The sequence below is a fragment of the Burkholderia sp. USMB20 genome (genome assembly GCF_000949135.2).
In the GTDB taxonomy this organism is placed as follows: domain Bacteria; phylum Pseudomonadota; class Gammaproteobacteria; order Burkholderiales; family Burkholderiaceae; genus Burkholderia.
The window spans coordinates 471,592-492,756 of record NZ_JTAN02000001.1; the positions used below are offsets into that span (position 1 = coordinate 471,592).

Annotated in this window: 22 protein-coding genes; 7 read left to right on the plus strand and 15 right to left on the minus strand. The window is 67.8% G+C overall.

Translation table 11 applies throughout. The annotated features are described in order from the left end of the window. Nucleotides 1-4: 4 nt before the first annotated feature. The 5 genes from PL79_RS02195 to PL79_RS02215 form a co-directional block, all read right to left on the minus strand. Nucleotides 5-1,096, minus strand: a complete 1,092-nt coding sequence (locus tag PL79_RS02195) for a porin (protein ID WP_044846478.1) — start codon at nucleotides 1,094-1,096, stop codon at nucleotides 5-7. Between the two features lie 207 nt (nucleotides 1,097-1,303). After that, nucleotides 1,304-2,026: an SDR family NAD(P)-dependent oxidoreductase gene (locus tag PL79_RS02200; protein WP_044846477.1), complete on the minus strand. Its 723-nt coding sequence runs from the start codon at nucleotides 2,024-2,026 to the stop codon at nucleotides 1,304-1,306. After that, the gene (locus PL79_RS02205) at nucleotides 2,004-3,125 is read right to left on the minus strand and encodes a 2,3-butanediol dehydrogenase (RefSeq protein ID WP_044846476.1); all 1,122 of its coding nucleotides are present in this window, start codon (nucleotides 3,123-3,125) and stop codon (nucleotides 2,004-2,006) included. Before PL79_RS02205 ends, PL79_RS02200 begins: the two co-directional genes overlap by 23 nt. A 1-nt stretch (nucleotide 3,126) precedes the next feature. Further along, entirely contained in the window at nucleotides 3,127-4,437 is a 1,311-nt protein-coding gene (locus PL79_RS02210; protein ID WP_044846475.1) for an MFS transporter, read from the minus strand. 18 nt (nucleotides 4,438-4,455) lie between these two features. Next, entirely contained in the window at nucleotides 4,456-4,989 is a 534-nt protein-coding gene (locus PL79_RS02215; protein WP_044846474.1) for a 2,4'-dihydroxyacetophenone dioxygenase family protein, read from the minus strand. A 191-nt stretch (nucleotides 4,990-5,180) separates the two neighbouring features. Between PL79_RS02215 and PL79_RS02220 the strand changes: the two genes are divergently transcribed. Continuing rightward, nucleotides 5,181-6,143, plus strand: coding sequence for a helix-turn-helix domain-containing protein (locus PL79_RS02220; RefSeq protein WP_044846473.1), 963 nt, complete (start codon nucleotides 5,181-5,183; stop codon nucleotides 6,141-6,143). A gap of 92 nt (nucleotides 6,144-6,235) precedes the next feature. Here the strand turns inward: PL79_RS02220 and PL79_RS02225 are convergent, their stop codons facing one another. The 4 genes from PL79_RS02225 to PL79_RS02240 all read right to left on the minus strand — a co-directional run bounded on the left by PL79_RS02225 (nucleotide 6,236) and on the right by PL79_RS02240 (nucleotide 11,492). Continuing rightward, nucleotides 6,236-7,801: a GMC family oxidoreductase gene (locus PL79_RS02225; protein WP_044846472.1), complete on the minus strand. Its 1,566-nt coding sequence runs from the start codon at nucleotides 7,799-7,801 to the stop codon at nucleotides 6,236-6,238. A gap of 211 nt (nucleotides 7,802-8,012) precedes the next feature. Beyond that, nucleotides 8,013-8,981: a helix-turn-helix domain-containing protein gene (locus tag PL79_RS02230; protein ID WP_044846471.1), complete on the minus strand. Its 969-nt coding sequence runs from the start codon at nucleotides 8,979-8,981 to the stop codon at nucleotides 8,013-8,015. Nucleotides 8,982-9,564: 583 nt separating this feature from the next. Next, entirely contained in the window at nucleotides 9,565-10,512 is a 948-nt protein-coding gene (locus tag PL79_RS02235) for an aldo/keto reductase (protein WP_044846470.1), read from the minus strand. Between the two features lie 359 nt (nucleotides 10,513-10,871). Further along, nucleotides 10,872-11,492, minus strand: coding sequence for a LysE/ArgO family amino acid transporter (locus PL79_RS02240; protein WP_044846469.1), 621 nt, complete (start codon nucleotides 11,490-11,492; stop codon nucleotides 10,872-10,874). A 106-nt stretch (nucleotides 11,493-11,598) separates the two neighbouring features. Here PL79_RS02240 and PL79_RS02245 point away from each other — a divergent pair, with 106 nt between their 5' ends. After that, on the plus strand, nucleotides 11,599-12,492 hold the full coding sequence (locus tag PL79_RS02245) for a LysR family transcriptional regulator ArgP (protein WP_044846468.1): 894 nt from the start codon (nucleotides 11,599-11,601) through the stop codon (nucleotides 12,490-12,492). 70 nt (nucleotides 12,493-12,562) lie between these two features. Here PL79_RS02245 and fnr read toward each other — a convergent pair whose 3' ends face one another. After that, nucleotides 12,563-13,309: a fumarate/nitrate reduction transcriptional regulator Fnr gene (gene fnr / locus PL79_RS02250; RefSeq protein WP_044846467.1), complete on the minus strand. Its 747-nt coding sequence runs from the start codon at nucleotides 13,307-13,309 to the stop codon at nucleotides 12,563-12,565. Between the two features lie 89 nt (nucleotides 13,310-13,398). On the opposite strand from fnr, the gene PL79_RS35970 reads away from it, so the two are divergent. After that, the gene (locus PL79_RS35970) at nucleotides 13,399-13,554 is read left to right on the plus strand and encodes a hypothetical protein (protein ID WP_193759796.1); all 156 of its coding nucleotides are present in this window, start codon (nucleotides 13,399-13,401) and stop codon (nucleotides 13,552-13,554) included. Here the strand turns inward: PL79_RS35970 and PL79_RS02255 are convergent. Next, nucleotides 13,542-14,009, minus strand: a complete 468-nt coding sequence (locus PL79_RS02255) for a universal stress protein (RefSeq protein ID WP_044846466.1) — start codon at nucleotides 14,007-14,009, stop codon at nucleotides 13,542-13,544. The two genes, PL79_RS35970 and PL79_RS02255, sit on opposite strands and share 13 nt — an antisense overlap. A gap of 368 nt (nucleotides 14,010-14,377) precedes the next feature. Next, the gene (locus PL79_RS02260) at nucleotides 14,378-14,788 is read right to left on the minus strand and encodes a DUF3005 domain-containing protein (protein ID WP_044846465.1); all 411 of its coding nucleotides are present in this window, start codon (nucleotides 14,786-14,788) and stop codon (nucleotides 14,378-14,380) included. A 279-nt stretch (nucleotides 14,789-15,067) separates the two neighbouring features. Here PL79_RS02260 and PL79_RS02265 point away from each other — a divergent pair, with 279 nt between their 5' ends. Then, entirely contained in the window at nucleotides 15,068-15,301 is a 234-nt protein-coding gene (locus PL79_RS02265) for a hypothetical protein (RefSeq protein WP_044846464.1), read from the plus strand. Between the two features lie 137 nt (nucleotides 15,302-15,438). After that, nucleotides 15,439-16,359 carry a serine O-acetyltransferase EpsC gene (gene epsC / locus PL79_RS02270; RefSeq protein ID WP_044846463.1) on the plus strand — a complete coding sequence of 307 codons (921 nt, stop codon included), beginning with the start codon at nucleotides 15,439-15,441 and terminating at the stop codon, nucleotides 16,357-16,359. A gap of 131 nt (nucleotides 16,360-16,490) precedes the next feature. On the opposite strand, the gene PL79_RS02275 is transcribed toward epsC, so the two are convergent. The 3 genes from PL79_RS02275 to PL79_RS02285 all read right to left on the minus strand — a co-directional run bounded on the left by PL79_RS02275 (nucleotide 16,491) and on the right by PL79_RS02285 (nucleotide 18,951). After that, a complete protein-coding gene (locus PL79_RS02275) occupies nucleotides 16,491-17,294 on the minus strand; it encodes an SDR family oxidoreductase (protein ID WP_044846462.1) in 804 nt (267 codons plus the stop codon). After that, entirely contained in the window at nucleotides 17,294-17,923 is a 630-nt protein-coding gene (folE, locus tag PL79_RS02280; protein WP_044846461.1) for a GTP cyclohydrolase I FolE, read from the minus strand. The genes PL79_RS02275 and folE overlap by 1 nt, the downstream gene beginning before the upstream one ends. A 101-nt stretch (nucleotides 17,924-18,024) precedes the next feature. Then, a complete protein-coding gene (locus tag PL79_RS02285) occupies nucleotides 18,025-18,951 on the minus strand; it encodes a LysR family transcriptional regulator (RefSeq protein WP_044846460.1) in 927 nt (308 codons plus the stop codon). Nucleotides 18,952-19,067: 116 nt separating this feature from the next. Between PL79_RS02285 and pobA the strand changes: the two genes are divergently transcribed. Both pobA and PL79_RS02300 read left to right on the plus strand, forming a co-directional pair. Further along, nucleotides 19,068-20,300 carry a 4-hydroxybenzoate 3-monooxygenase gene (gene pobA, locus PL79_RS02290; protein ID WP_044846459.1) on the plus strand — a complete coding sequence of 411 codons (1,233 nt, stop codon included), beginning with the start codon at nucleotides 19,068-19,070 and terminating at the stop codon, nucleotides 20,298-20,300. A gap of 147 nt (nucleotides 20,301-20,447) precedes the next feature. Further along, nucleotides 20,448-21,164 (plus strand): 3-oxoacid CoA-transferase subunit A, encoded by a 717-nt coding sequence (locus PL79_RS02300; protein ID WP_044846458.1) that lies wholly within the window; start codon nucleotides 20,448-20,450, stop codon nucleotides 21,162-21,164. Nucleotide 21,165 lies beyond the last annotated feature (1 nt).

Below are 21,165 nucleotides of genomic sequence, written 5' to 3' on the forward strand. Positions count from 1 at the left end.
TCGATCAGAACCGCGTACTGAACCCGATCCGCGCGACCGACTGCAGCGCGCCGCTCGACGCGCCGTTCGCATCCATCACGCCGTTGATCTGCGCGTTGCTGCCGTGGCTTGCACGCTGATGCACGCCCGCGACATACACCATCGTGCGTTTCGACAGCCAGTACTGGACGGCGGCCAGGAGCTGGTGCGCATGCGCGTTGTCGAGCGTGTCGTTTCCCTTCATGTACGTGTAGCTCGCCCCGATCACCCAGACCGGTGACGGATGCCACGCGGCGCCGGCTTCCGCCGACCACGCGCCCGTGCCGTTCCACGCGTTGTGCACGGTCGTGAAGAGCGCCTTCGCCGTGACCGTGCCGAGCGTGTAGTGGGCGCCCGCGCCCCAGTTGCGCACGGTGGTGGCCGGCAGCCCGCCCGCCGCGCCGTACTTCTGGTTCGTATAGGCCGCGCCGGCGCCGAACGGGCCGTTGTCGTAGCTCGCGCCGACGCTGACCGTATTGTTCGCGCCGATCGATCCCGCGACATTGCCGAAGCCGTACAGCGCGCCGAAGGTCAGGCCTGAGATCGACGCGCTCGTGTACTTCACGGAATTCCCGACGCGGTTGCTGCCCGCGACGCGATCCCAGTCGAACGCGCCGGTCGGGTTGTTCGGCAGCGCGAGCTTGTCGAACGGGCCGTTGCGAAAGCCGTACAGCCCGACGAGATCCTGCGCGATCTCGTTGCCGCTCGCGGCCAGCGCGTCGACCATGAACTCGTACTGGTTGCCGAGCGTCAGCGTGCCGTAGCGGTCGTTCTGCAGCCCGACATAGGCCGTGCGCGCGAACAGGCCGCCGCCGATCATTGATCCGTTCGCGAGCGAGAACTGATTGACGAGCCGGAAGATCGCGCGCGTGCCGGCGCCGAGGTCCTCCTTGCCCTCGAAACCGAGCAGGTTCGGGAAGAAGATGTTGTCGTCGAATTTCGCGTTGCCGTGGCCGCCTTCGTTGCTCACATAGCTGAGGCCGGCGTCCAGCAGCCCGAACATCGTCACGCTGCTCTGCGCGAACGATGCGGCCGGAATCGTGCAGGCCGCGAGGGCGAGCAAGGTCTTTTTCGTCATCTCCAAAGTGCTCCTCACATGTCCGGTCACGCCGGAATATTTTTGATGGGACTACTGATTGATATGAAGATAGTGAAACGTGCAACGGTCGATCGGGGCGCGCCAGGAAACAGGACCTGAAAACAGGAGCCGGAGGCGCCACGCCGGCATTCCGGCACGCGGACACCGACGCACGCCTCCTGCGCCGATGCACGCGCGCCCCCGGCGCTAGACCGTCGAATACCCGCCGTCCACCGGCACGATCGCACCGGTGACGAACGATGCGCCGGGCGAGCACAGGAACAGGATCACGTCGGCGACCTCGTCGGCCGTGCCCCAGCGCGCGAGCGGCGTGCGATCGAGAATCCGCCGCGACGCCTGCGTGTCGGCCATCAGCCCGCTGCTGAGCGGCGTGTCGATCCAGCCGGGCGCCACCGCGTTCACGCGGATGCCGCGCTCGGCCCATGCCTGCGCGAGCGAGCGCGTCAGTTGCGCGATGCCGCCCTTGCTCGCGCTGTATGCCGGGCGGTCCTTGCTGCCGAAGTACGTGTACATCGACGCGACATTGACGATGCTGCCGCCGTTCGCCGAGAGTGCCGGCAGCGCGGCGTCGGACGCACGCATCACCGACGTCAGGTTCACGTTCAGCACGAGTTCGAACTGGTCCATCCGGTATTCGTCCGCGTGCCGGCTGATGCCGACGCCGTTGACGAGCACGTCGACGCGCGACAGCGAGCGGATCAGCCGTGTCAATGCTGCGTCGTCGGTCACGTCGAGCTCCACGCAGCGGATGTCGGGATGCGCCGGCGCATGCGGGCCGGCGGCATCGAGCCCGAGCGCGACGACCGACGCGCCCGCTTCCGCGAAACGCCACGCGGTGCGCGCGCCGATGCCCGACGTGCCGCCGGTGACAACGACGGTCTTGCCGTCAAACGACCAGGGGCGGTTCATGTTCGATGCTCCCGACGGTGTGAACAGGGCGCGCATGCCGGCGCGATGGCGCAACCAGGATCTTGATCTGCGCGCGATCGGCGAGCAGCGCGTCGAAGCCGTCGGCGACGGCATCCTCGAGCGAGACGGTGCGCGTGACGATCGACGTGAGATCGAGCGCGCCCGACCCGATCAGCCGCAGCAGATCTTCGTACACGTGCCGGTAGCCGACGCTCGCCGTGAAGGTCAGCTCGTCGTTGACCGCGCGGAACGCATCGAAGCTCGCGTGCGGCATCAGGCCGACCATCACGAGGCGGCCGCCCTTGCGCAGCCCCTGCATCGCCGCCTCGAACGTGGCCGGCAGGCCGGCCGCCTCGAAGCTCACGTCGACGCCGAGCCCGCCCGCCGCTTCGCGGATCGCGTCGCGCAGCACCGGGGCGTCGAGCGAGCGCGCGTCGAACGCGTGCGTCGCGCCGAAGCGCGCGGCCGCCGCGAGCCGCTCGGGCGACACGTCGACCGCGACGATGGTCGTCGCGCCCTGCAGTTTCGCGAGCATGATCAGCAGCAGGCCGATCGGCCCGAGCCCGAACACCGCGCAGGTGTCGCCGAGCCGCAGCTCGCCGCGCCGCAGCGCGTGCAGCGCGACGGCCGCCGGTTCCATCACCGCGGCCTGTTCGAGACTGACGTCGTCGGGCAGGCGGTGCAGCATGTAGGCCGGCACGACCGCGAAATCGGCCATCCCGCCGTCGCCCATCAGGCCGGCGAAGCCCATCGATACGCACAGGTTGTACGACCCCGCGCGGCAATACGCGCACTGGTGGCAGTGATACTCGGGCTCGACCGCCACGCGGGCGCCGGGGACCAGCGTCGTGACGCCCGCGCCGACTTCGACGACGGTGCCGCAGAACTCATGACCGAGCGTCAGCGGCGCGGTGCGGCCGGACAGCGGATGCGGCGCGTCGACGGGAATCGCGTGCGGGCCGTCCGCGTATTCGTGCAGGTCGCTGCCGCAGATGCCGCAATACGCGACCGCGATGCGAACCTCGCCGGGCCCGGCGCGCGGCGTGTCGAGATCGACCAGGCGGATGTCGCGCGGGCCGTGCCATTGAAGTGCGCGCATGTCAGCGTCCTCCGAGGTTTTGCGTATCGAGACGGGGAGCGGCATCGGCGGGCGCGCGCTTGCGCAGCACCGCGGGTGCGGTTTCGACGAGGCCGAACGACAGCACGCACGCGAGGATCGCGCCGGCCGCCGACGTCCACATCGCGAACTGCAGGCCGTACTTGTCGGCCGCGAAGCCCGCGACGGTCGGCGCGACGAAGCCGCCGATCAGCTCGCCCGCGCCCATGATCAGGCCGAGCGCGCTGGCGATCGCGCGGGGCGGCACCGTTTCGGCCGGGATCGTCGCCATGAACAGCGTGAAGCAGCCGAGGCCGGTGTACGTGACGAACACGAGCGCGCCGAGCGCCCAGAGCGAATCGACGTGGATCATCACGACCGGGCAGGCGGCGGCGACCAGCGCGAACGCGATCATCGTCGGCTTGCGGCCGATCCGGTCGGAGATCGCCGGCACCGCGAAGCCCCAGAACACCCACGCGGCGCCGAGGCACGTCATCACGACGCCCATGTCGGCCGGGGACAGGTGGCGGCTCTCGACGAGGAAGACCGGCGCGAACGAGATGATCACGATGAACCACGTGAGGAAGAAGCAGCTGATCAGCACGCAGAGCAGGATGTTGCGCTCCTTCAGCAGCGCCCAGCGGTCGATCGCGGCGCCGCCGACCGTCTGCGTACCGTGCGTGGCCGCGCCTTCGGCCTGGGCGTGCCGTACGCCGCCGGGCGGCACCTCGCGCACCCAGCGCCAGATGCAGAACGCGATCAGGAAGCCCGGAATGCACGATACGTAGAACGCCTCGCGCCAGCCGTAGGCGGTCGCGATGCCGATCACGACGGGCGGGCCGATCATCGCGCCGAGCAGGCCGGCGGCCGAGCCCTGCAGCAGGCCCATGTTCAGCCCGCGGCGGCTCGGCGTCGAGCTCTCGACCATCAGCGATTGCGACAGCGGCAGCACGGGGCCTTCGGCGATGCCCATCAGCGCGCGGAACGCGATCAGGCTCGCGAAGCCGCCGACAAGCCCCGACAGCGCCGAGCACACGGAGAAGCCGAGCACGGCCGCGATCAACAGCGGCTTGCGCGTGCCGCGCGCATCGGACCACGCGCCGGTCGCGGCGCCGGACAGCGCCCACGTGAGCGCGAGCGCGGACGACACCATGCCGAGCTGCGTATTCGACAGGTGCAGCTCGGCCGACATGAACGGGAACAGGAACGACAGCGCGAGGCGGTCGAAGAACACGAAGCCGAACGTCATGAACAGGATCAGCAGCAGCCTGTTCTCGTACGTCCATGCGAGTTTGGGGGAAGGGCGGGATGTCATGGGCGGCCTCGTCGCGCGTCAGCGGAACAGCTTCTCGATCGCGTGCGCGCCGAGGCCGACCTTCTCGTAATGCGCCTTGCACATCGCGATGTACGAATGCACGTCGAAGTAGCCGTCGGGGTTGCCTTCGTCGTCGAGCCAGATCAGCGGGCCCTTGACGATGAAGAACGCGCGCATCGGTTCCGGATGATCGAACGCGACGAGCGTGTGGCCTTCGCCGGGCGTTTCATACACGAAATCGCCGCGCGTCGCGGTCCATTCGTGCTCCAGGTAGCCCCACTTGCCGGACAGCGTGTAAGCGAACACCTCGTGCGGGTGGTAGTGCCGGTTCACGAGCCCGGCTTCCTTCGCCATCAGGATGTCGCACCATTTGTTCTGCGACGGCGAGATCCACAGCGGCCGCGACGAAACCGTTTCGGTGAACGGAACGTAATAGCGCGCGTCCTCGGTCGCCGCGTTCGGGATGTACGCTTCCGGCAGCGCATCGGGCTTGAACGGATTGGCAATCGGCGCGATGTTTTGCCAGAATTCGGATACGGCTTGGTCGACCACGGTTCGTCTCCTTGTGGTTAGGTGTCGTGGGGTCGACTTTAGCCAGCCGGTGCGCACCGCTCTTGACTGGGCTGGACGAATTGCTTGATCGGGCCGGACATCGCGGGCCGGACATCGCGCCGCACCTGTAATCACAAGAACCATTCCCCAATCCGTGCCGCTCCGCACGACAGGCGCCCGCAGGAGGCGACGTGACGAATTCGACCGTTCTTTCATGCACGCGCGGCTCGACGGCCGACGTGCCGGTGCGCGACCGCATGGACTACTGGGATGCGTTCAACGCCGCGACGCTGGTCGGCCTGCGCTGCTCGTCGCTGTCGCCGGCCGGGCTCGAGGTCGAGAAGACCGACCTCGCGCTGCCGGGGCTCGGCGTGGCCGACATCAGCGGGCGCGATCACGTGATCGAGCGCAGCCCCGCGCTGGTGCGCCAGTTGCCGAAGGAGTCGCTGTTTGCGTGCCAGATCCTGAGCGGTCGCGCGTATTTCATCCAGCGCGAGCGCTGCCTGCTCGCGGAAGCCGGCGACGTCGTCGTGTACGACACGCGCGTGCCCTATCTGTTCGGATTCCTGACGCCGATGCGGCAATTGCTGATCGATATCCCGATTGCTACGTTCGACGATCGATTCGACGCGGAGCTGGCGGTGCTGCCGTTGCGGATCGCGCCGAAACCGGGCGCGGGCGCGATGCTCGGCGCGACACTGCGCGCGAGCGTCGAGCGCTTCATGAAGGCGCCGGTCGAAGACGACGCCGCGCGCTTCGTCGAACACACGCGCATGCTGGTCGCGGAACTCATCGACGCGGAAGTGAACGGCGCAGGCGCATCGCGCGCGTCGCTGTCGTACCTGCTGACCGCGAAGCAGTACATCGCGGCCCGTCTCGGCGATCCGGAGCTCGGGCCGCAGGCGGTCGCCGATGCGGTCGGGCTGTCGTTGCGGCACCTGGGCCGGCTCTTCGCGGCCGAAGGCGAGTCGATCACGCAGCACATCTGGTCCGAGCGGCTGACGCATGCGCATCGCGAGCTGACCGACGCGCGCCTGCGCAAGACGAGCATCGGCGAGATCGCGTTTCGGTGGGGGTTCTCGAGCCAGGCGCACTTCAGCCGTGCGATTCGCGAGCGCTACGGTGCGTCGCCGATGGCGCTGCGCAGCGCTTGACGCTGAAGCAGCGAAACCGATGCCGGTGCGGCGCGTGGCTCACGCGCCGCTTTCGTTTTCATTGCATGCCGGTCGCGGCGTGAGTCGCCGCGTCACTCCGCGAGCATGAACTCGGCACAGCGTTCCGCGATCATGATCGTCGGCGCGTTCGTGTTGCCCGATACGATGCGCGGCATCACCGACGCGTCGCAGATCCGCAATCCGTCGATCCCTTGCACCGCGAGACGAGGCGTCACGACCGCGCTTTCGTCGCTCCCCATCCGGCAGGTGCCGGCCGGGTGATAGACGGTTTTCGCGCGGTGCCGCACGTAGTCGGCCAGCGCGTCGTCGGTCAGCGCTTCGGCTTCGCGGACGATGCGGGCGAGCGACGGCGCGCGGATGATCTTCCGCGCGAGCGCGACGCCGCGCACGAGGCCGTCGACGTCCGCCGGATCCGACAGTGCGCCGCTGTCGAACCGGATCGGCGCGGCCGGATCATTGCCGCGCAGTTGCACCGAGCCGCGCGAACGCGGCCGCAACAGGCACGGATTGATCGACAGGCCGTGGCCCGGCAGCGGTTCGCGATCGACGTCGCCGACGAGCGTCGGCAGCACGTGGAACTGGATGTCGGGGCGGCCGCTGCCGGTCGTATCGACGAACGCGCCGGATTCGACGACGTTCGACGTCAGCAGGCCCGTGCGGGTCAGCATCCATTGCAGCCCGTGCCGCAGCGCCTTCAGCCCGCGATCCTCGCCGAACAGGCTGATCGGCGCGTGGCTGTAGCCGTAGATCGAGACCTCGAGATGGTCCTGGAAATTCGCGCCGACTTCCGGGCTGTCGTGCAGCACGTCGATGCCGTATGCGCGCAGGTGCGCGCCGGGTCCGATGCCCGACAGCATCAGCAGCTTCGGCGTACTGAGCGCGCCGGCGGCGAGTACGACGTCGCCGCGCGCGGTGGCCGAGCCGGTCGCACCATTCTCCATCCGCCATTCGACGCCGGTCGCGTGCCGGCCATCGAAGCGCACGCGGGTCACGCGGCAGCCGGTCAGTACGCGCAGGTTCGGGTGGCCGAGCGCGTCGGCGAGATAGGTTGCCGCGGTGCTGCCGCGCTGCCCGTCGAAAATCGTCGTGTGGTAGAAGCCGGCGCCGTGCTGCGCGGCGCCGTTGAAATCGTCGTTGTACGCGATGCCGGTTTCCTGAGCGGCCTTCACGAACGCGAGGCTCAGCGGATGCCGGAAGCGCGTGTCGCCGACCTTCAGCGGCCCGTCGGTGCCGTGGAACGGCTCGGACAGCCGCAGGTGCGACTCGGCGCGCTTGAACACCGGCAGCACGTCGCTCCAGCGCCAGCCCGTGCAGCCGAGCGCGGCCCATTCGTCGTAGTCGGCGCGCGTGCCGCGCACGTACAGCATCGCGTTGACCGAACTGCCGCCGCCGAGCGTGCGGCCCTGCGGCACGTAGGTCCTGCGTCCCGCCGCGCCGGCCTGCGGCTCGCTTTCGAACGTGACCGTGCGCTGTGTGCCGAGCACGCGGATGAACGTCGCCGGAATCCGGATGAACAGGTTGTCGTCCTTCGGGCCGTCCTCGAGCAGCAGCACGCGCCTGCCGGCCTTTACCAGTCGATGTGCCACCGTGCAGCCGGCCGAACCGCCGCCGACGACGATATGGTCGTACGTCTCCATCCCGCTTTGTCTCCTCGCTGTCAGGCGGCGGAACGAGCACCGCCGCGCAGGAAGCCAGCTTAGCGACGGGCGCGTGTCCCCGTTTGACCGGGGCGGACGCCGGGCTTGCTTCGCGCGGACACGGCGGGGCGCCGCGGCGGCTCATGCAGCGATCTCGTTGCGCTGACCGTTGGCCGTGGATTGCGCAGCGGGAGAACCCGGCGACGAGCGGCTAGCGCGGGTTGTCCGGCGCGCGCGTGTCGCTCGGCGTCTCGCCGAAGCGCGCGCGATAGCTGCGGCTGAAGTGCGCGCTGTTGTTGAAGCCCCAGCGGAACGCGATTTCGCTGACCGTCAGGTGCTTCAGCGACGGGTCGCGCAGATCGGCGCGGCAGCGTTCGAGACGCCGCGCGAGGATGTAGCGCGTGAGCGGCATCCCTTCGATTTCGAAGATGCGCGCGAGCTGGCGCGGCGACAGGTTGATCGCGCGGCTGACCGACCGGGTGTCGAGCTCGTCGTCGGCGAGATGGCTGTCGATGAATGCCTTCGCGCGCGACAGCGTGTGGACGGTCGACTTGGTCGGCGACGCGTCGCCGTCGCGCAGCCGCAGCATCGACCGCATCAGGTCGAGCATCGCGGCGGCGCGCCGTTCGCGCGCGTCGGGCATCGATTGATGCGGTTCGGCGAGCAGCGCGTAGAGCTGCCGCGCGGCCCACGACGTGACGCCGTCGTCGCGGTCGATCTTGACGACGCTGCGATGGCGCCACGGGCCGACGTGCGCTTCGAACACGTCGCGCGGCACGTCGAGCACGGTCATCGCCATGTTCGCCGGAAAACCGTGGCCGTACGGCATCGACGTGTCGTACAGCACGATGTCGCCGGGCGCATGCCGGATGCACTCGACGTCCTGGAACGTATAGCCCTGCCCTTCGTGCATCAGGCACACGAACACGGCGTCGCGCGGGTCCGCGTGGATGTTGTGCGGCGTGCGCACGACCGCATGCCGGTTCGCGACGATGTCGCACACGCCCAGCAGCCCCAGGTCGCGCTTGCGCAGCGACGCGTCGATGCCTTCGGACGATTTACCGCTGCATTCGATGCGCACGAGCGAGCGGGCGACATGGTCGACCCAGAAGTCGACGCGTTCGTCGCCGCGTACGGCGCGCGTCGAGATCGACACGATTCCCGTGCTGATATCCGGCATGACGTTCTCCCAATGACCGCCCGAGCGGCGCAGTCTCGGATACGCCGGCGGGCGCGGTCAATCGGTGAAAGACCCGGGGCGGGCCCGGGATGCGCTCGCGGCGGCGCGTTGCGGCCGGATGTCCGTGTGAGTCAACGAATATGGCCGGGAAAGGCAAAACGTGCGGGCGTGTTCGGGGTACGTTGTTCGGTTCGGTTCGAACGGTGAGACGCACAGCTGCTTCGTTATACGGAATAAAAGTCGCGTGCCGCCGGATCGTCTCGTTGAAGCTGCGCGGTGCTCGCGTGATTCATCGAGCTCGCATCTCGCGCGCTGGCGAAGCGATGGCGGTATGCATGTTTGCGTGCCGCCGAAGACCTGGGGCAGCGGTGTGTCGTGGATTTTTTTCGTTGTGTTGGAGCAGAAGCGCGTGTTGTCGGATCGTCTTGCCGAAACCGCGCGCCGGTCGAGTGATTCGCGGCGCTCTTCCCGCGCGCGCGGCGCGAGCGATGCCGACATCCCTGTTCGCGTCACCCGCGCGTCGCACCGGCGGCTTGAAGCGCGAAACGCCGCGATTCAAGCCGTCATCTGCTTGTACGCGACGTCAGACCGCGCTGGCCGAGTCGATCTTCCGAATGTCCTCATCGTCGAGCCGCACGCGGATCGCCTCGCCGAGCAGCGCGAGCTGTTCGAGCGACGTCGCGCTCGCGATCGGCGCGGTGATCGTCGGCCGCGCGATCTGCCATGCGAGCGCGATCGCGGCCGGCTGCGTGCCGTGCTTCGCCGACACATCGTCGAGCGCCGCGAGAATGCGCAGGCCGCGCGCATCGAGATAGCGGGCGACGCGATCGCCGCGCACGCTCTTCTTCAGGTCGGCCTCGCTGCGGTACTTGCCCGACAGGAATCCGCTCGCGAGTGCGTAGTAGTTGACGACGCCGAGCTGCAGGTCGCGCACGACCGGTTCGAGATCGCGCTCGTAGTCGGCGCGGTTGATCAGGTTGTATTCCGGCTGGATCACCTGGTACGCGGGCAGGCCGTCGCGCTTGCTGATGTCGGCGGCTTCGCGCAGGCGCGCGCCGCTGTAGTTCGACGCGCCGATGATGCGCACCTTGCCCGCGTCGATCAGCGTCTGGTATGCGGCGAGCGTTTCTTCGAGCGGGGCCGTGTCGGCCAGATCGCGGTGCGAAAAGTACAGGTCGATGTAGTCGGTCTGCAGGCGGCGCAGCGAATCGTCGGCGGCCTTCAGGATGTTGTCTTTCGTGAGGCCCGCACGCGCGTCGAGCAGGCCGACCTTGGTTGCGATCACGACCTGGTCGCGCTTGCCGGAACGCTTCAGCCACTTGCCGATGATCGTTTCCGATTCGCCGCCGCGGTTGCCGGGTACCCAGGCCGAATAGACGTCGGCCGTGTCGATGAAGTTGATGCCGGTGTCGGCGAGCGCGTCGAGCAGCGCAAACGATGCGTTTTCGTCGACGGTCCAGCCGAAGACGTTGCCGCCGAAGGCGAGCGGGGAAACCTGGATGTCCGAGGTGCCGAGGGTGCGTAGTGCCATGTTGCTCTCCGGAATCTGAAGGGTGACGGGTTGGAACGACGGGATTGGCCGCGATGAATGCGACGGGACGGCGGTCGGGTGAAGCACGTTCGCCGTTGTCGCGGGACGCTGGAACATTCTCGCCGATCGACCGGATTCGTGCAGCGGGCGCGCGGCCGTGAAGACGGAGGAATTGCAGCGGACGGCGGACGCATCGTCTGCTGCGTGGGTCATTCGTGCCGCCGCGTTCGATCGGGAACCGAATTTTGTTGCGACCGGGCGTGGCAGCGGGAGAGACGGGCGGACCCGGCCGCTTCGCCGCGGCGGAACGAAAAACGGGCGGCAAGTTGCCGCCCGCGATCGATCATTCACCGAGGCCGTTATCGCAACTGCACGGCCGCCAGGAACAGCACCATGCTGCCGATCGCGCCGTCCAGCACGCGCCACGCGACGGCCTTGCGGAACCACGGCGCGAGCAGTCGCGCACCGTATCCGAGCCCGAGGAACCACACGACGCTGACCGACATCGCGCCGATCGCGAACGCCAGCCGCGTGCCCTCCGGCTCCCGCGCACCGGCCGTGCCGATCAGCAGGAACGTATCGAGATACACGTGCGGGTTGAGCCACGTGAACGCGAGCGTCATCAGCACGATCGCGACCGCGCTCTGCGGCGGCGGCGCGACGGCGTCGCCGCGCACGTCGAGCGTTGCGTGTCCCGGCTTGAACGCGCGACGCAGCGCGTTGAAGCCGAACCATGCGAGATACGCGAGGCCGACGTACAGCACCGCGTGGACGAAGGTCGGATAGCGTTCGACGAGGACCGACGCGCCGCCGACGCCCGCGCCGATCAGGATCATGTCGGACAGCGCGCACAGCAGCACGATCTTGCCGACATGCGAGCGCATGATGCCTTGCCGGAGCACGAATGCGTTCTGCGCGCCGATGGTGACGATGAGCGACCCGCACAGGGCGGCGCCGTGGGAAAAAGCGATCCAGTTCATGATGGGGAGCGGTGACGCAGTAGACGGGTGAATCGGTTGGCGCTAGTCTGCGATGAGCTGGAACATAAGAGAAGCTAATTCACCTAATGCAGATTAAGGAAATCTAATGCTCGACTACGCATTGCTCGATGCCCTCGCGGCGGTGATCCGGCACGGTTCGTTCGAGCGGGCGGCCAAGGAGCTGAACGTCACGCCGTCGGCGGTATCGCAGCGCGTGAAACTGCTGGAGGAGCGCGTCGGCAGCGTGCTCGTCAAGCGCGGGCAGCCGTGCGTCGCGACGACGTCGGGTGCGCTGCTGTGCCGGCATACCGAGCGCGTGCAATTGCTCGAGGCCGAACTGGGCGGCCGGATGCCCGCCTTGCCGGGCCAGATCGCGAGCGCATGGCCGACGTTGCGCGTGGCCGTCAACGACGACAGCGTCGCGACCTGGTTCATCGATGCGGTCGGGCCGTTCTGCACCGAGCGCGAGACCTTGCTCGACCTCGTGATCGACGACCAGGACCATACGGCCGCGCGGATTCGCGACGGCAGCGTGCAGGGCGCGGTGACCGCGCAGGCCGAGCCGATCCAGGGATGCCGGTCGACGCGGCTCGGGCGTATCCGCTATCGCGCGGTGTGTTCGCCGGCGTTTTACGCGCGCTATTTTGGTGCGGGCATCACGCGCGATGCGCTGCGCCGCGCGCCGTGCGTGATGTTCAATTCGAAGGACGGCTTGCAGGCGCGCTTCATCCGGCGCGTGACGCGCGCGGATCTCGATCCGCCGCAACACTGGATCCCGCACGTCGCGGGCTACCTGCGCGCTTGCGAAACGGGGCTGGGATGGGGGATGTGCCCGGACCGGATGGTCGATCGCCAGCTGGCGGCGGGCGAACTGGTCGACATGTCGCGCGGGCGGACCGTCGATATCGATCTGTACTGGCAGAGCTGGCGCCTGTCGATCGGCTGGCTCGACGACTTCAGCACGGCACTGAAGGCGCGCGCCGCGCTGTTTCTCGACTGATCGAGGCGGGCGCGGCGGATCGTGGCGGGTCGCGGCGGGCGGCGGCGCGCAGGTCACGCGCCGCGCGGGGTCAGACGTGGTGCAGGCCGTCGAAGTCGACGATCTGCACGAGGCGGCCGTGCATTTCGATCAGGCCGCGCTTCTGGAACTTCGACAGCGTGCGGCTGACCGTTTCGAGCGTCATGCCGAGGTAGCTGCCGATGTCCTCGCGCGTCATCCGCAGGTTGAATTCCGACGGCGAGTAACCGCGCTTCAGGTAGCGCGCCGACACGTCGAGCAGGAATGCGGCGACGCGCTCTTCGGCGTTCAGCGAACCGAGCAGCATGGTCTGCGACGTTTCGCGCACGATCTGCTCGCTCATCAGCTTGTGCATGCGCAGTTGCATCGTGCCGGCTTCCGAGCACAGCGACTTGAGCGCGCTGTACGGAATCACGCAGACCGAGCTGTCTTCCAGCGCGACCGCGGTGCGCGGGTGCGTGTCGTCGCAGATACCGTCGAGGCCGAGCGCCTCGCCCGCCAGGTGCAGGCCGGTGACCTGCTCGCGGCCGTCGTGGCGCGTGGCGACGGTTTTCAGCGAACCCGAGCGCACGGCGTACAGGTTGTCGAAGGTGTCGCCTTCGCGGAACAGCGCTTCGCCGCGCTTGACCGGGCGCGCCGCGCAGATGACCGATTCGAGGCGGCTGAGCGCGTCGGGTGCGAGGCCCTGCGGCATGCACAGGTGCCGCATTGCGCATGACGAGCAGTGCGGGGCCTGGCGGGGCGCCCAGGTGCCTGCATGGGACGGAACGGCGGGGCGTGTGGCGACGGGCGTCAACATGATCGTTTACTCCGGCATTGAATCGACGGAATCATTGTCCCACCGCAAGTTGCCGCTGTCGGGCGACAAAACGTCGCGACCGCGCGCACATGCCGCGGGCATCGCAGCAGCCTGCGTGCAGGCATGCCGCTGCGCATGCGCGGCGCGCCGCGCACGCCGATGCCGATGCCGATGCCGATGCCGATGCCGATGCCGATGCCGATGCCGATGCCGATGCCGATGCCGACACCGATCAGCCCTCCTGATCGTCCGTATGCGCGGCGGCCGGGATCAGCAGCACGGGCAGCGTCGCATGCCGCACGCACTGTTCGGCGATGCTGCCGAGCACGAGGCGACGGAACCCGCGGCGGCCGTGCGTGCCGAGCACGAGGAGGTCGGCGCCGAATGCTTTCGCACCGTCGAGGATCAGCATCGACACGTCGTTGAGCGACGACGCCTCGCTCGTCAGCGTCTCGCCCTTCACGCCGGCCGCCTGCATCAGCTTCCTGAAATCCGCCGCGAGCGCATTGCCTTGCGCGATCAGCTGATCGCGCAGCACGGACGGGTCGTAGCCCGGCACGTTGTAGTAGATCGCGGCGTTTTCGACGACGTAGAACGGCTGCAGTTCGGCACCGTGCTCCTTTGCGAGCGCGAGGGCGGCGTCGAACGCGTGGCGTGCGGTGTCGCTGCCGTCGATGGCAACCAGAATGCGCTTGTACATAGTGTCTCCGAGTGGCGGATTGAACGGAAGTCGGCCGAACGGCCGGGCCGGCCGTGCGTCGCTGCGAGGCAGGGTAAACCAACGGCAGGGACTTTGCAGCGACGTGCCGGTGGTCGCGAATGGGCATTGAATCGCATCCGTATCGCGAGGACGTGACTTCGATCAACGCAGATGCATCGACGTCGCGAAATCCCGCGTGCCGAACCCGAGCCGGGCGCTGATATCGATTTCAGCGCCGCTTCTGAAGATCGCACTGCCTGCGCACCGACCGAGCGGCGCGCGCGCAAACGCGCACGCCGATCTGCCGCCATCGTCCGTCGGCACCCTTCAACCCGCCGGACGAACGATCGATTCAAACGCTGCGTGCGTTACCGCGGCACCGCGGTGATTTCGATCACCCGTTCCGGCCGGCGTCCGTGGCCGGGCCAGTGCGCGCTGCCGTACATCCGGTGAACCGGGCCGTACGGCGCGTCGCCCGCGTGCGACGGCGCGTCGAACCCCTTCTCGATCACCATGTAGCCGGCCCGCAGCGCGAACGCCGGATGATTGCCGCCCGGCCGGCTGTCGAAGCCGGCGAAGCCGTCGCCGGCCTCGGGCATCGCGTTGACGAGCGACGCGTTGCTGCCCGTGATCTGGTCGGGCGGGAAGGGGTTGCCGCTCGCGAGACGCGCCGCCTCGCGATTCTTGCCGTCGGTGTCGACGGTGCTGTCGTGCGTGTCGTCGTTGTCGAGTTCGATGCTGCGCGGATGCGCGGCGTGCGCTTGAGCTGACGTTTCCATCACGGCTCTCCTGGCGGCGTAGCGCTCCGGATCGAAGCAAATCCCGTTCCGGGCAAGACGGGAAAATGGTGCGCGGGCGATCGCCGCAGTCGCGTGGCGCGCACTGATTTGTCATGATTTATTTCAGCTAGAACACCCGTTTTCTACAGAGTATGATTCTTTTCCTGCGAAGCGGCGACAGGGGATGCAGTACGCGCCGACTCTGCCCGCACCGGGCGCCGCAGCACCCTTAGAGACGGGTAGCGAACAACAAGCAAAGGGACTAGAGGTGGCGGATTCATGCAAGCGACTACTGCCTTCACGCACCGCGGTTATCTGTTGAATTGCGCGCCCGCGCGCGCCACTGACGGGTCGTTCAAGCCCTACGTCGTGATCTCCCGATCGAGTGACGGGGAACTCGTCGCGAACCGTTTTTTCCCGAGCGAGCTCCAGTTCAACGACGAAGGCGACGCGATCGCGCATGCGCGCGACTGGGCCGTGCGCTGGATCGACGCGAGCAGCGTCACGATCTGACGCCGTCGCGCGGCGGCAGCGGCGGCCGTCCGGCCGATCCCCCGGCGTGCCGCTGCCCGGCGAAAACGCGGTAATCTTGCGGAACCCGTCACTTTATTAGCGGCCGTGCGATCGCGCGCGGCTGCCTGCATTGGCATATGTCGACATCACCCGCCCGTCAGTGGGGCCTCGAAGAAATCGTTGCCGGCTTGCGCGAATCGCGCGAGGAACTTCACCGCACGCGTCATCCGCGTGGCATCCGCGAGCTGCCGTCGCGCGACGCGATCTGCAAGATCGTCACCGGCCTGCGTGCGTCGATGTTCCCGACGCACTACGGCGCGCCGGATCTGACCGACGAAAGCGTCGACTACTACGTCGGCCACACGCTAGAAAGCACGCTGCGGATCCTGTCCGAACAGATCCGCCGTGCGCTGCCGTTCCTGCCGGAGCATGCGGACACGCCATTCGCGGAACTCGACGAACGCGCGTTCGAGATCGCGCGCGAGTTCGGCCGGCAGTTGCCGGCGGTTCGCGCGCTGCTGGTCAGCGACATCCAGGCTGCCTACGCGGGCGATCCGGCCGCGCAGCACATCACCGAGATCCTGCTGTGCTATCCCGGCGTGTTCGCGATGATGCACCATCGGCTCGCGCATGCGCTGCACCAACTCGGTGTGCCGCTGCTCGCCCGTTTCATCAATGAAATCGCGCACTCGGCCACCGGCATCGACATTCACCCGGGCGCGCAGATCGGCCCGAGCTTCTTCATCGACCACGGCACCGGTGTCGTGATCGGCGAAACCGCGATCATCGGCGAGCGCGTGCGCGTGTACCAGGCCGTCACGCTCGGCGCGAAGAGCTTCCCGGCCGATGGGGACGGCACGCTGGTGAAGGGCAATGCGCGGCATCCGATCGTCGAGGACGACGTGGTGATCTATGCGGGCGCGACCATTCTCGGCCGCGTGACGATCGGGCGCGGCTCGGTGATCGGCGGCAACGTGTGGCTTACGCACAGCGTGCCGCACGGCACGAGCGTCGCGCAGGGCAAGGTCCGCGAAGGCGGCAGCGGCGAGAAGCCGTAACGCGGCGCGCGAACGGCGAAACTGTCGTTCGCGCGGCGAAGACGCAGGCGCAGCGAAGGCGAAGGCGCGCACCAACACCCGCACACCGGTGTGCCAAGAGGGTGCACGGCTGCCGCCGCACCCCCGCTTCGTCAGTGCTTGCCGGCCGGCGAGCGATGCTTGTAGAGCACGTCCTGATCGACGCGGATCAGGTTCTGCCCCGCATCGACAACGAAATCCACGCCGTTGTACGCGCTGCCCGTCAGCAGCAGGATCGCGCTCGCGACGTCGTCGGGGCCGGCGATGCGCGCGAGCGGCGTCGATGCGCGGCTCGCGTGTTCGAAGTCGGCCTGCGTCTGGTCGTCGCTCGGCAGCATCAGCCCGGGGAACACCGCATTCACGCGCAGCACCGGCGACGACGACAGCGCGAGCATCTGCGTGAGGTTGCCGAGCGCGGCCTTCGCGACCGTGTAGCTGAAATGGTCGCGGTGGAAGTTTTCCTTGATCTTCTGGTCGACCACGTTGACGACGACGCCCTGCGTGCCGGCCGCGCGGGCCCGTTCGTAGAACGCGCGCGTGAGCAGGATCGGCGCGCGGCAGTTGACGGCCCAGGCCTGGTCGAATGCCGCGAGGTCGAAGCTCGGGAAATGGTCCTGCCAGAACACCGACGCGTTGTTGACCAGCACGTCGAGGCGGCCGAAGCGCGCATACACCTGGTCGATCAGTGCGGTGATCTGCGCGGCATCCGACAGGTCGGCCTGCAACGCGACCGAATCATGCCCGCGTTCGGCGATCGCGCGGGCCGCCGCCTGTGCGGCATCGGCGGAGCGGTCGTAGTGGACCGCGGTGCGATAGCCGTGCGCGGCGAAATACTCGGCGAACGCGCGCCCGGCCCGGCGCGCGGCGCCGGTCACGAGCACGACCGGCGCGTGTGCCGCTTGCTTCGTGGACTGCATTACGTATTCGTCAGGTTGACTGAAGAAGGATTCGCGACAATCGACAGGAATTCGCGCCGCGTCGACGGATCGGTGCGGAACGTGCCGAGCATGCGCGACGTGACCATTTCGACGCCCGGCTTGTGAATGCCGCGCGTCGAGATGCACTGGTGCGCGGCTTCGAGAATCACGCCGACGCCCTTCGGCTGCAGCACGTCGAACAGCGTGTCGGCGATCTGCACGGTCATCTTTTCCTGGATCTGGAGGCGCTTCGCAAACGCGTCGACGAGGCGCGCGAGCTTCGAGATGCCGACGACGCGATGGTTCGGCAGATATGCGACGTGCGCGCGGCCGATGATCGGCACCATGTGGTGCTCGCAATAGCTCTCGAAGCGGATGTCCTTCAGCACGATCATCTCGTCGTAGCCGTCGACTTCGCTGAACGTGCGCGCGAGGATGTCGCGCGGTTCCAGCGCATAGCCGGCGAAGAACTCTTCGTATGCGCGCACGACGCGCGCCGGCGTGTCGAGCAGCCCTTCGCGGGCGGGATCGTCGCCGGCCCAGCGCAGCAGCACGCGAACGGCATCCTCCGCTTCTTCGCGGCTCGGCCGGGATGCGGCCGGCTCGGGCCGCGCGTTCTTTTTACCCATCTAGTCGCTCCATCGAATGCGGCCGCCTGTGGCGGCGCGGATATCCGGTCATTGTTTCATGCTTTCGCGGGTCGTGCGTGCGGCCTGCCGCACACCCCGCGTCACTTCGGCCACTCGTCCTGCTCGTCGTTGAACAGCGACGCGACGACGCCGCGCAGCCACGCGGTGCGCGGATCGTTGTGGAACTTGCGATGCCAGTGCTGCTTCAGGTCGAAGCGCGGCAGCGGCACCGGCGGCTCGACCGGCACGATGAACGCGTGCTCCGCCGCATACGCATAGCCGATCGCATGCGGCACCGTCGCGATCAGGTCGGTGCGGCTCAGGATGAACGGCAGGCTCATGAAGTGCGGCGTCTCGAGCACCGCGCGGCGCTGCATGCGCTGCTTCGCGAGGTATTTCTCGAGCACCTCCTGGCTGCGCCCTTCGGCGCGCACCACCGCATGCCCGCACGCGAGGAACTGCTCGGCCGTGAACGGGCGCGCCTGTTCGAGCGGATGGCCGCGCCGCATCAGGCAGACGAACCGGTGTGTAAACAGACGCTGCTGGAAGAAGTTGTTGCCGTCGAGATCGGGGAAATAGCCGACCGCGAGATCGATCGAGCCGGCTTCGAGGCCGCGGCCGACTTCGTCGTGTGCGAGCGAGACCGAGCGCAGGTTCGCGTGCGGCGCGCGCGTCGCGAACGCCTGCAGCAGCTTCGGCAGGAACACGATCTCGCCGACGTCCGACAGCGCGATCGAGAACGTATGCGTGCTCGCCGCCGGATCGAAGTCGTGCGGCGCGACGAGGCCGCGCTCGATCTGCGCGAGCGCATCGCGCGCGGCCGGCAGCAGCGCGAGCGCGCGCGGCGTCGGCTCCATCCCGCGCGACGTGCGCACGAACAGCGGATCGCCGAAATACTCGCGCAGGCGGCCGAGCGCGGTGCTCACGCGCGGCTGGCTCACGCCGAGCAGGTCGCCGGCGCGGCTGACGTTGCGCGTGTCGTCCAGCGCGACGAGGTAGGGAATGAGGTTCAGATCGAGCGTATCCATCGCCAGGCCAGTATCTGGAAAACGTATAGAACATATCTCCTGAATCGCGTTGCTGCATAGTCGGGAAAGCGCTCAAATGTGTTCCACGATTCGAATTACTGTTCAGGAGACGAACAATGCGCACCCAGGTCGCCATCATCGGCGCCGGTCCGTCCGGCCTTTTGCTTTCCCATCTGCTGCGCCTGCAAGGCGTGGATTCCATCCTCGTCGAGGCGCGTTCGCGCGAATATTGCGAGAATCGCATCCGCGCCGGCGTGCTGGAGCAGGGCACGGTCGACACGCTGAACGAAGCCGGCCTCGGCGACCGTATGCGCCGCGAAGGGCTCGAACACCACGGCATCGAGCTGCTGTTCTCGGGCCAGCGCCATCGCATCGACCTGAGCGCGCTCACCGGCGGGCGCGCGATCACCGTCTACAGCCAGCACGAAGTGGTGCGCGACCTGATCGCGGCCGGCGTCGAGCACGGCCACGCGATGCATTTCGAAGTGAGCGACGTTGCGCTGCACGATGTCGAGAGCGAGCGCCCGTTCGTCACGTTCAAGCATGCCGACGGCCGCGAAGACCGCATCGACTGCGACTACATCGCCGGCTGCGACGGCTTTCACGGCATCGCGCGCCAGACGATTCCGGCCGAGCGGCTGAACACGTTCGAGCGCGTCTATCCGTTCGCGTGGCTCGGCATCCTCGCCGACGCGGCGCCGTCGCTCGACGAACTCGTCTACGCGCATCACGACAACGGTTTCGCACTGTTCTCGATGCGCTCGCCGACGGTCACGCGCCTCTACCTGCAGTGCAAGCCCGACGAAGACCTCGCCGAATGGTCCGACGCGCGGATCTGGGACGAACTGCACACGCGCTTCTCGAACGACACCGGCTGGACGCCGACCGAGGGCCGGATCACGCAGAAGAGCGTGACGCCGATGCGCAGCTTCGTGTCGGAGACGATGCAGCACGGCCGCCTGTTCCTCGCCGGCGACGCCGCGCACATCGTGCCGCCGACCGGCGCGAAGGGGATGAACCTCGCGGTGGCCGACGTCCGCGCGCTGTCCCGCGCGCTCGGCGCCCGTTACCGCAACGGCGACGCGACGCCGCTCGAGCGCTATTCGGCGACCTGTCTCGAACGCGTGTGGCGCGCCGAGCATTTCTCGTACTTCATGACGAACATGCTGCATGCGTCCCCGGAGGATTCGCCGTTCGTCAATCGCCTGAAGTTTGCCGAGCTGAAGTACGTGACGCGCTCGCGGGCCGCCGCGCAGTCGCTCGCCGAAAACTACGTCGGCCTGCCGTTCGACGACCAGACGCCCCCCGAGGGATCCCGCCTTGACAACGCGCTGTGCGCGACTCTATGATCGGCCCATCGTTCGCTAATCGAATCTCGGTTCGAATAGCGAACAAATGCCGAAGGTCGACGACGGCCTTCGACGCGGCACGCGACACGCGCGCGTGTCCCCTCGACAGGCCGCGCATCGAGCCGCGGGTTCGTATCAGGAAGAGACATGGTCAACAAGATTTTCGAATCGCTTCAGTCGGCGGTGGCCGACATCCACGATGGCGCGACAATCATGATCGGCGGTTTCGGCACGGCCGGCATGCCGTCCGAGCTGATCGACGCGCTGATCGAACAGGGCGCGCGCGACCTGACGATCGTCAACAACAACGCGGGCAACGGCGAGACGGGCCTCGCGGCGCTGCTGAAGGCGAAGCAGGTGCGCAAGATCATCTGCTCGTTCCCGCGCCAGAGCGACTCGCAGGTGTTCGACGCGCTGTATCGCGCGGGCGAGATCGAGCTGGAGCTCGTGCCGCAGGGCAACCTCGCGGAGCGGATCCGCGCGGCGGGCGCCGGCATCGGCGGCTTCTTCACGCCGACCGGCTTCGGCACGAAGCTCGCGGAAGGCAAGGAAACGCGCGTGATCGACGGCAAGTCGTACGTGTTCGAGACGCCGATCCACGCCGATTTCGCGCTGGTCAAGGCGTACAAGGGCGATCGCTGGGGCAACCTCGTCTATCGCAAGACCGCGCGCAACTTCGGGCCGATCATGGCCAGCGCCGCGAAGGTCGCGATCGTCCAGGTGTCGGAAGTCGTGCCGCTCGGCGGGCTGAACCCGGAACACATCGTGACGCCGGGCATTTTCGTGCAGCGCGTCGTCGAAGTGCCGCAGGCCGCGCATGCGGCCGAGCTGGCTGCCGAACACGCTGCATCGCAAGCTGCCTGAC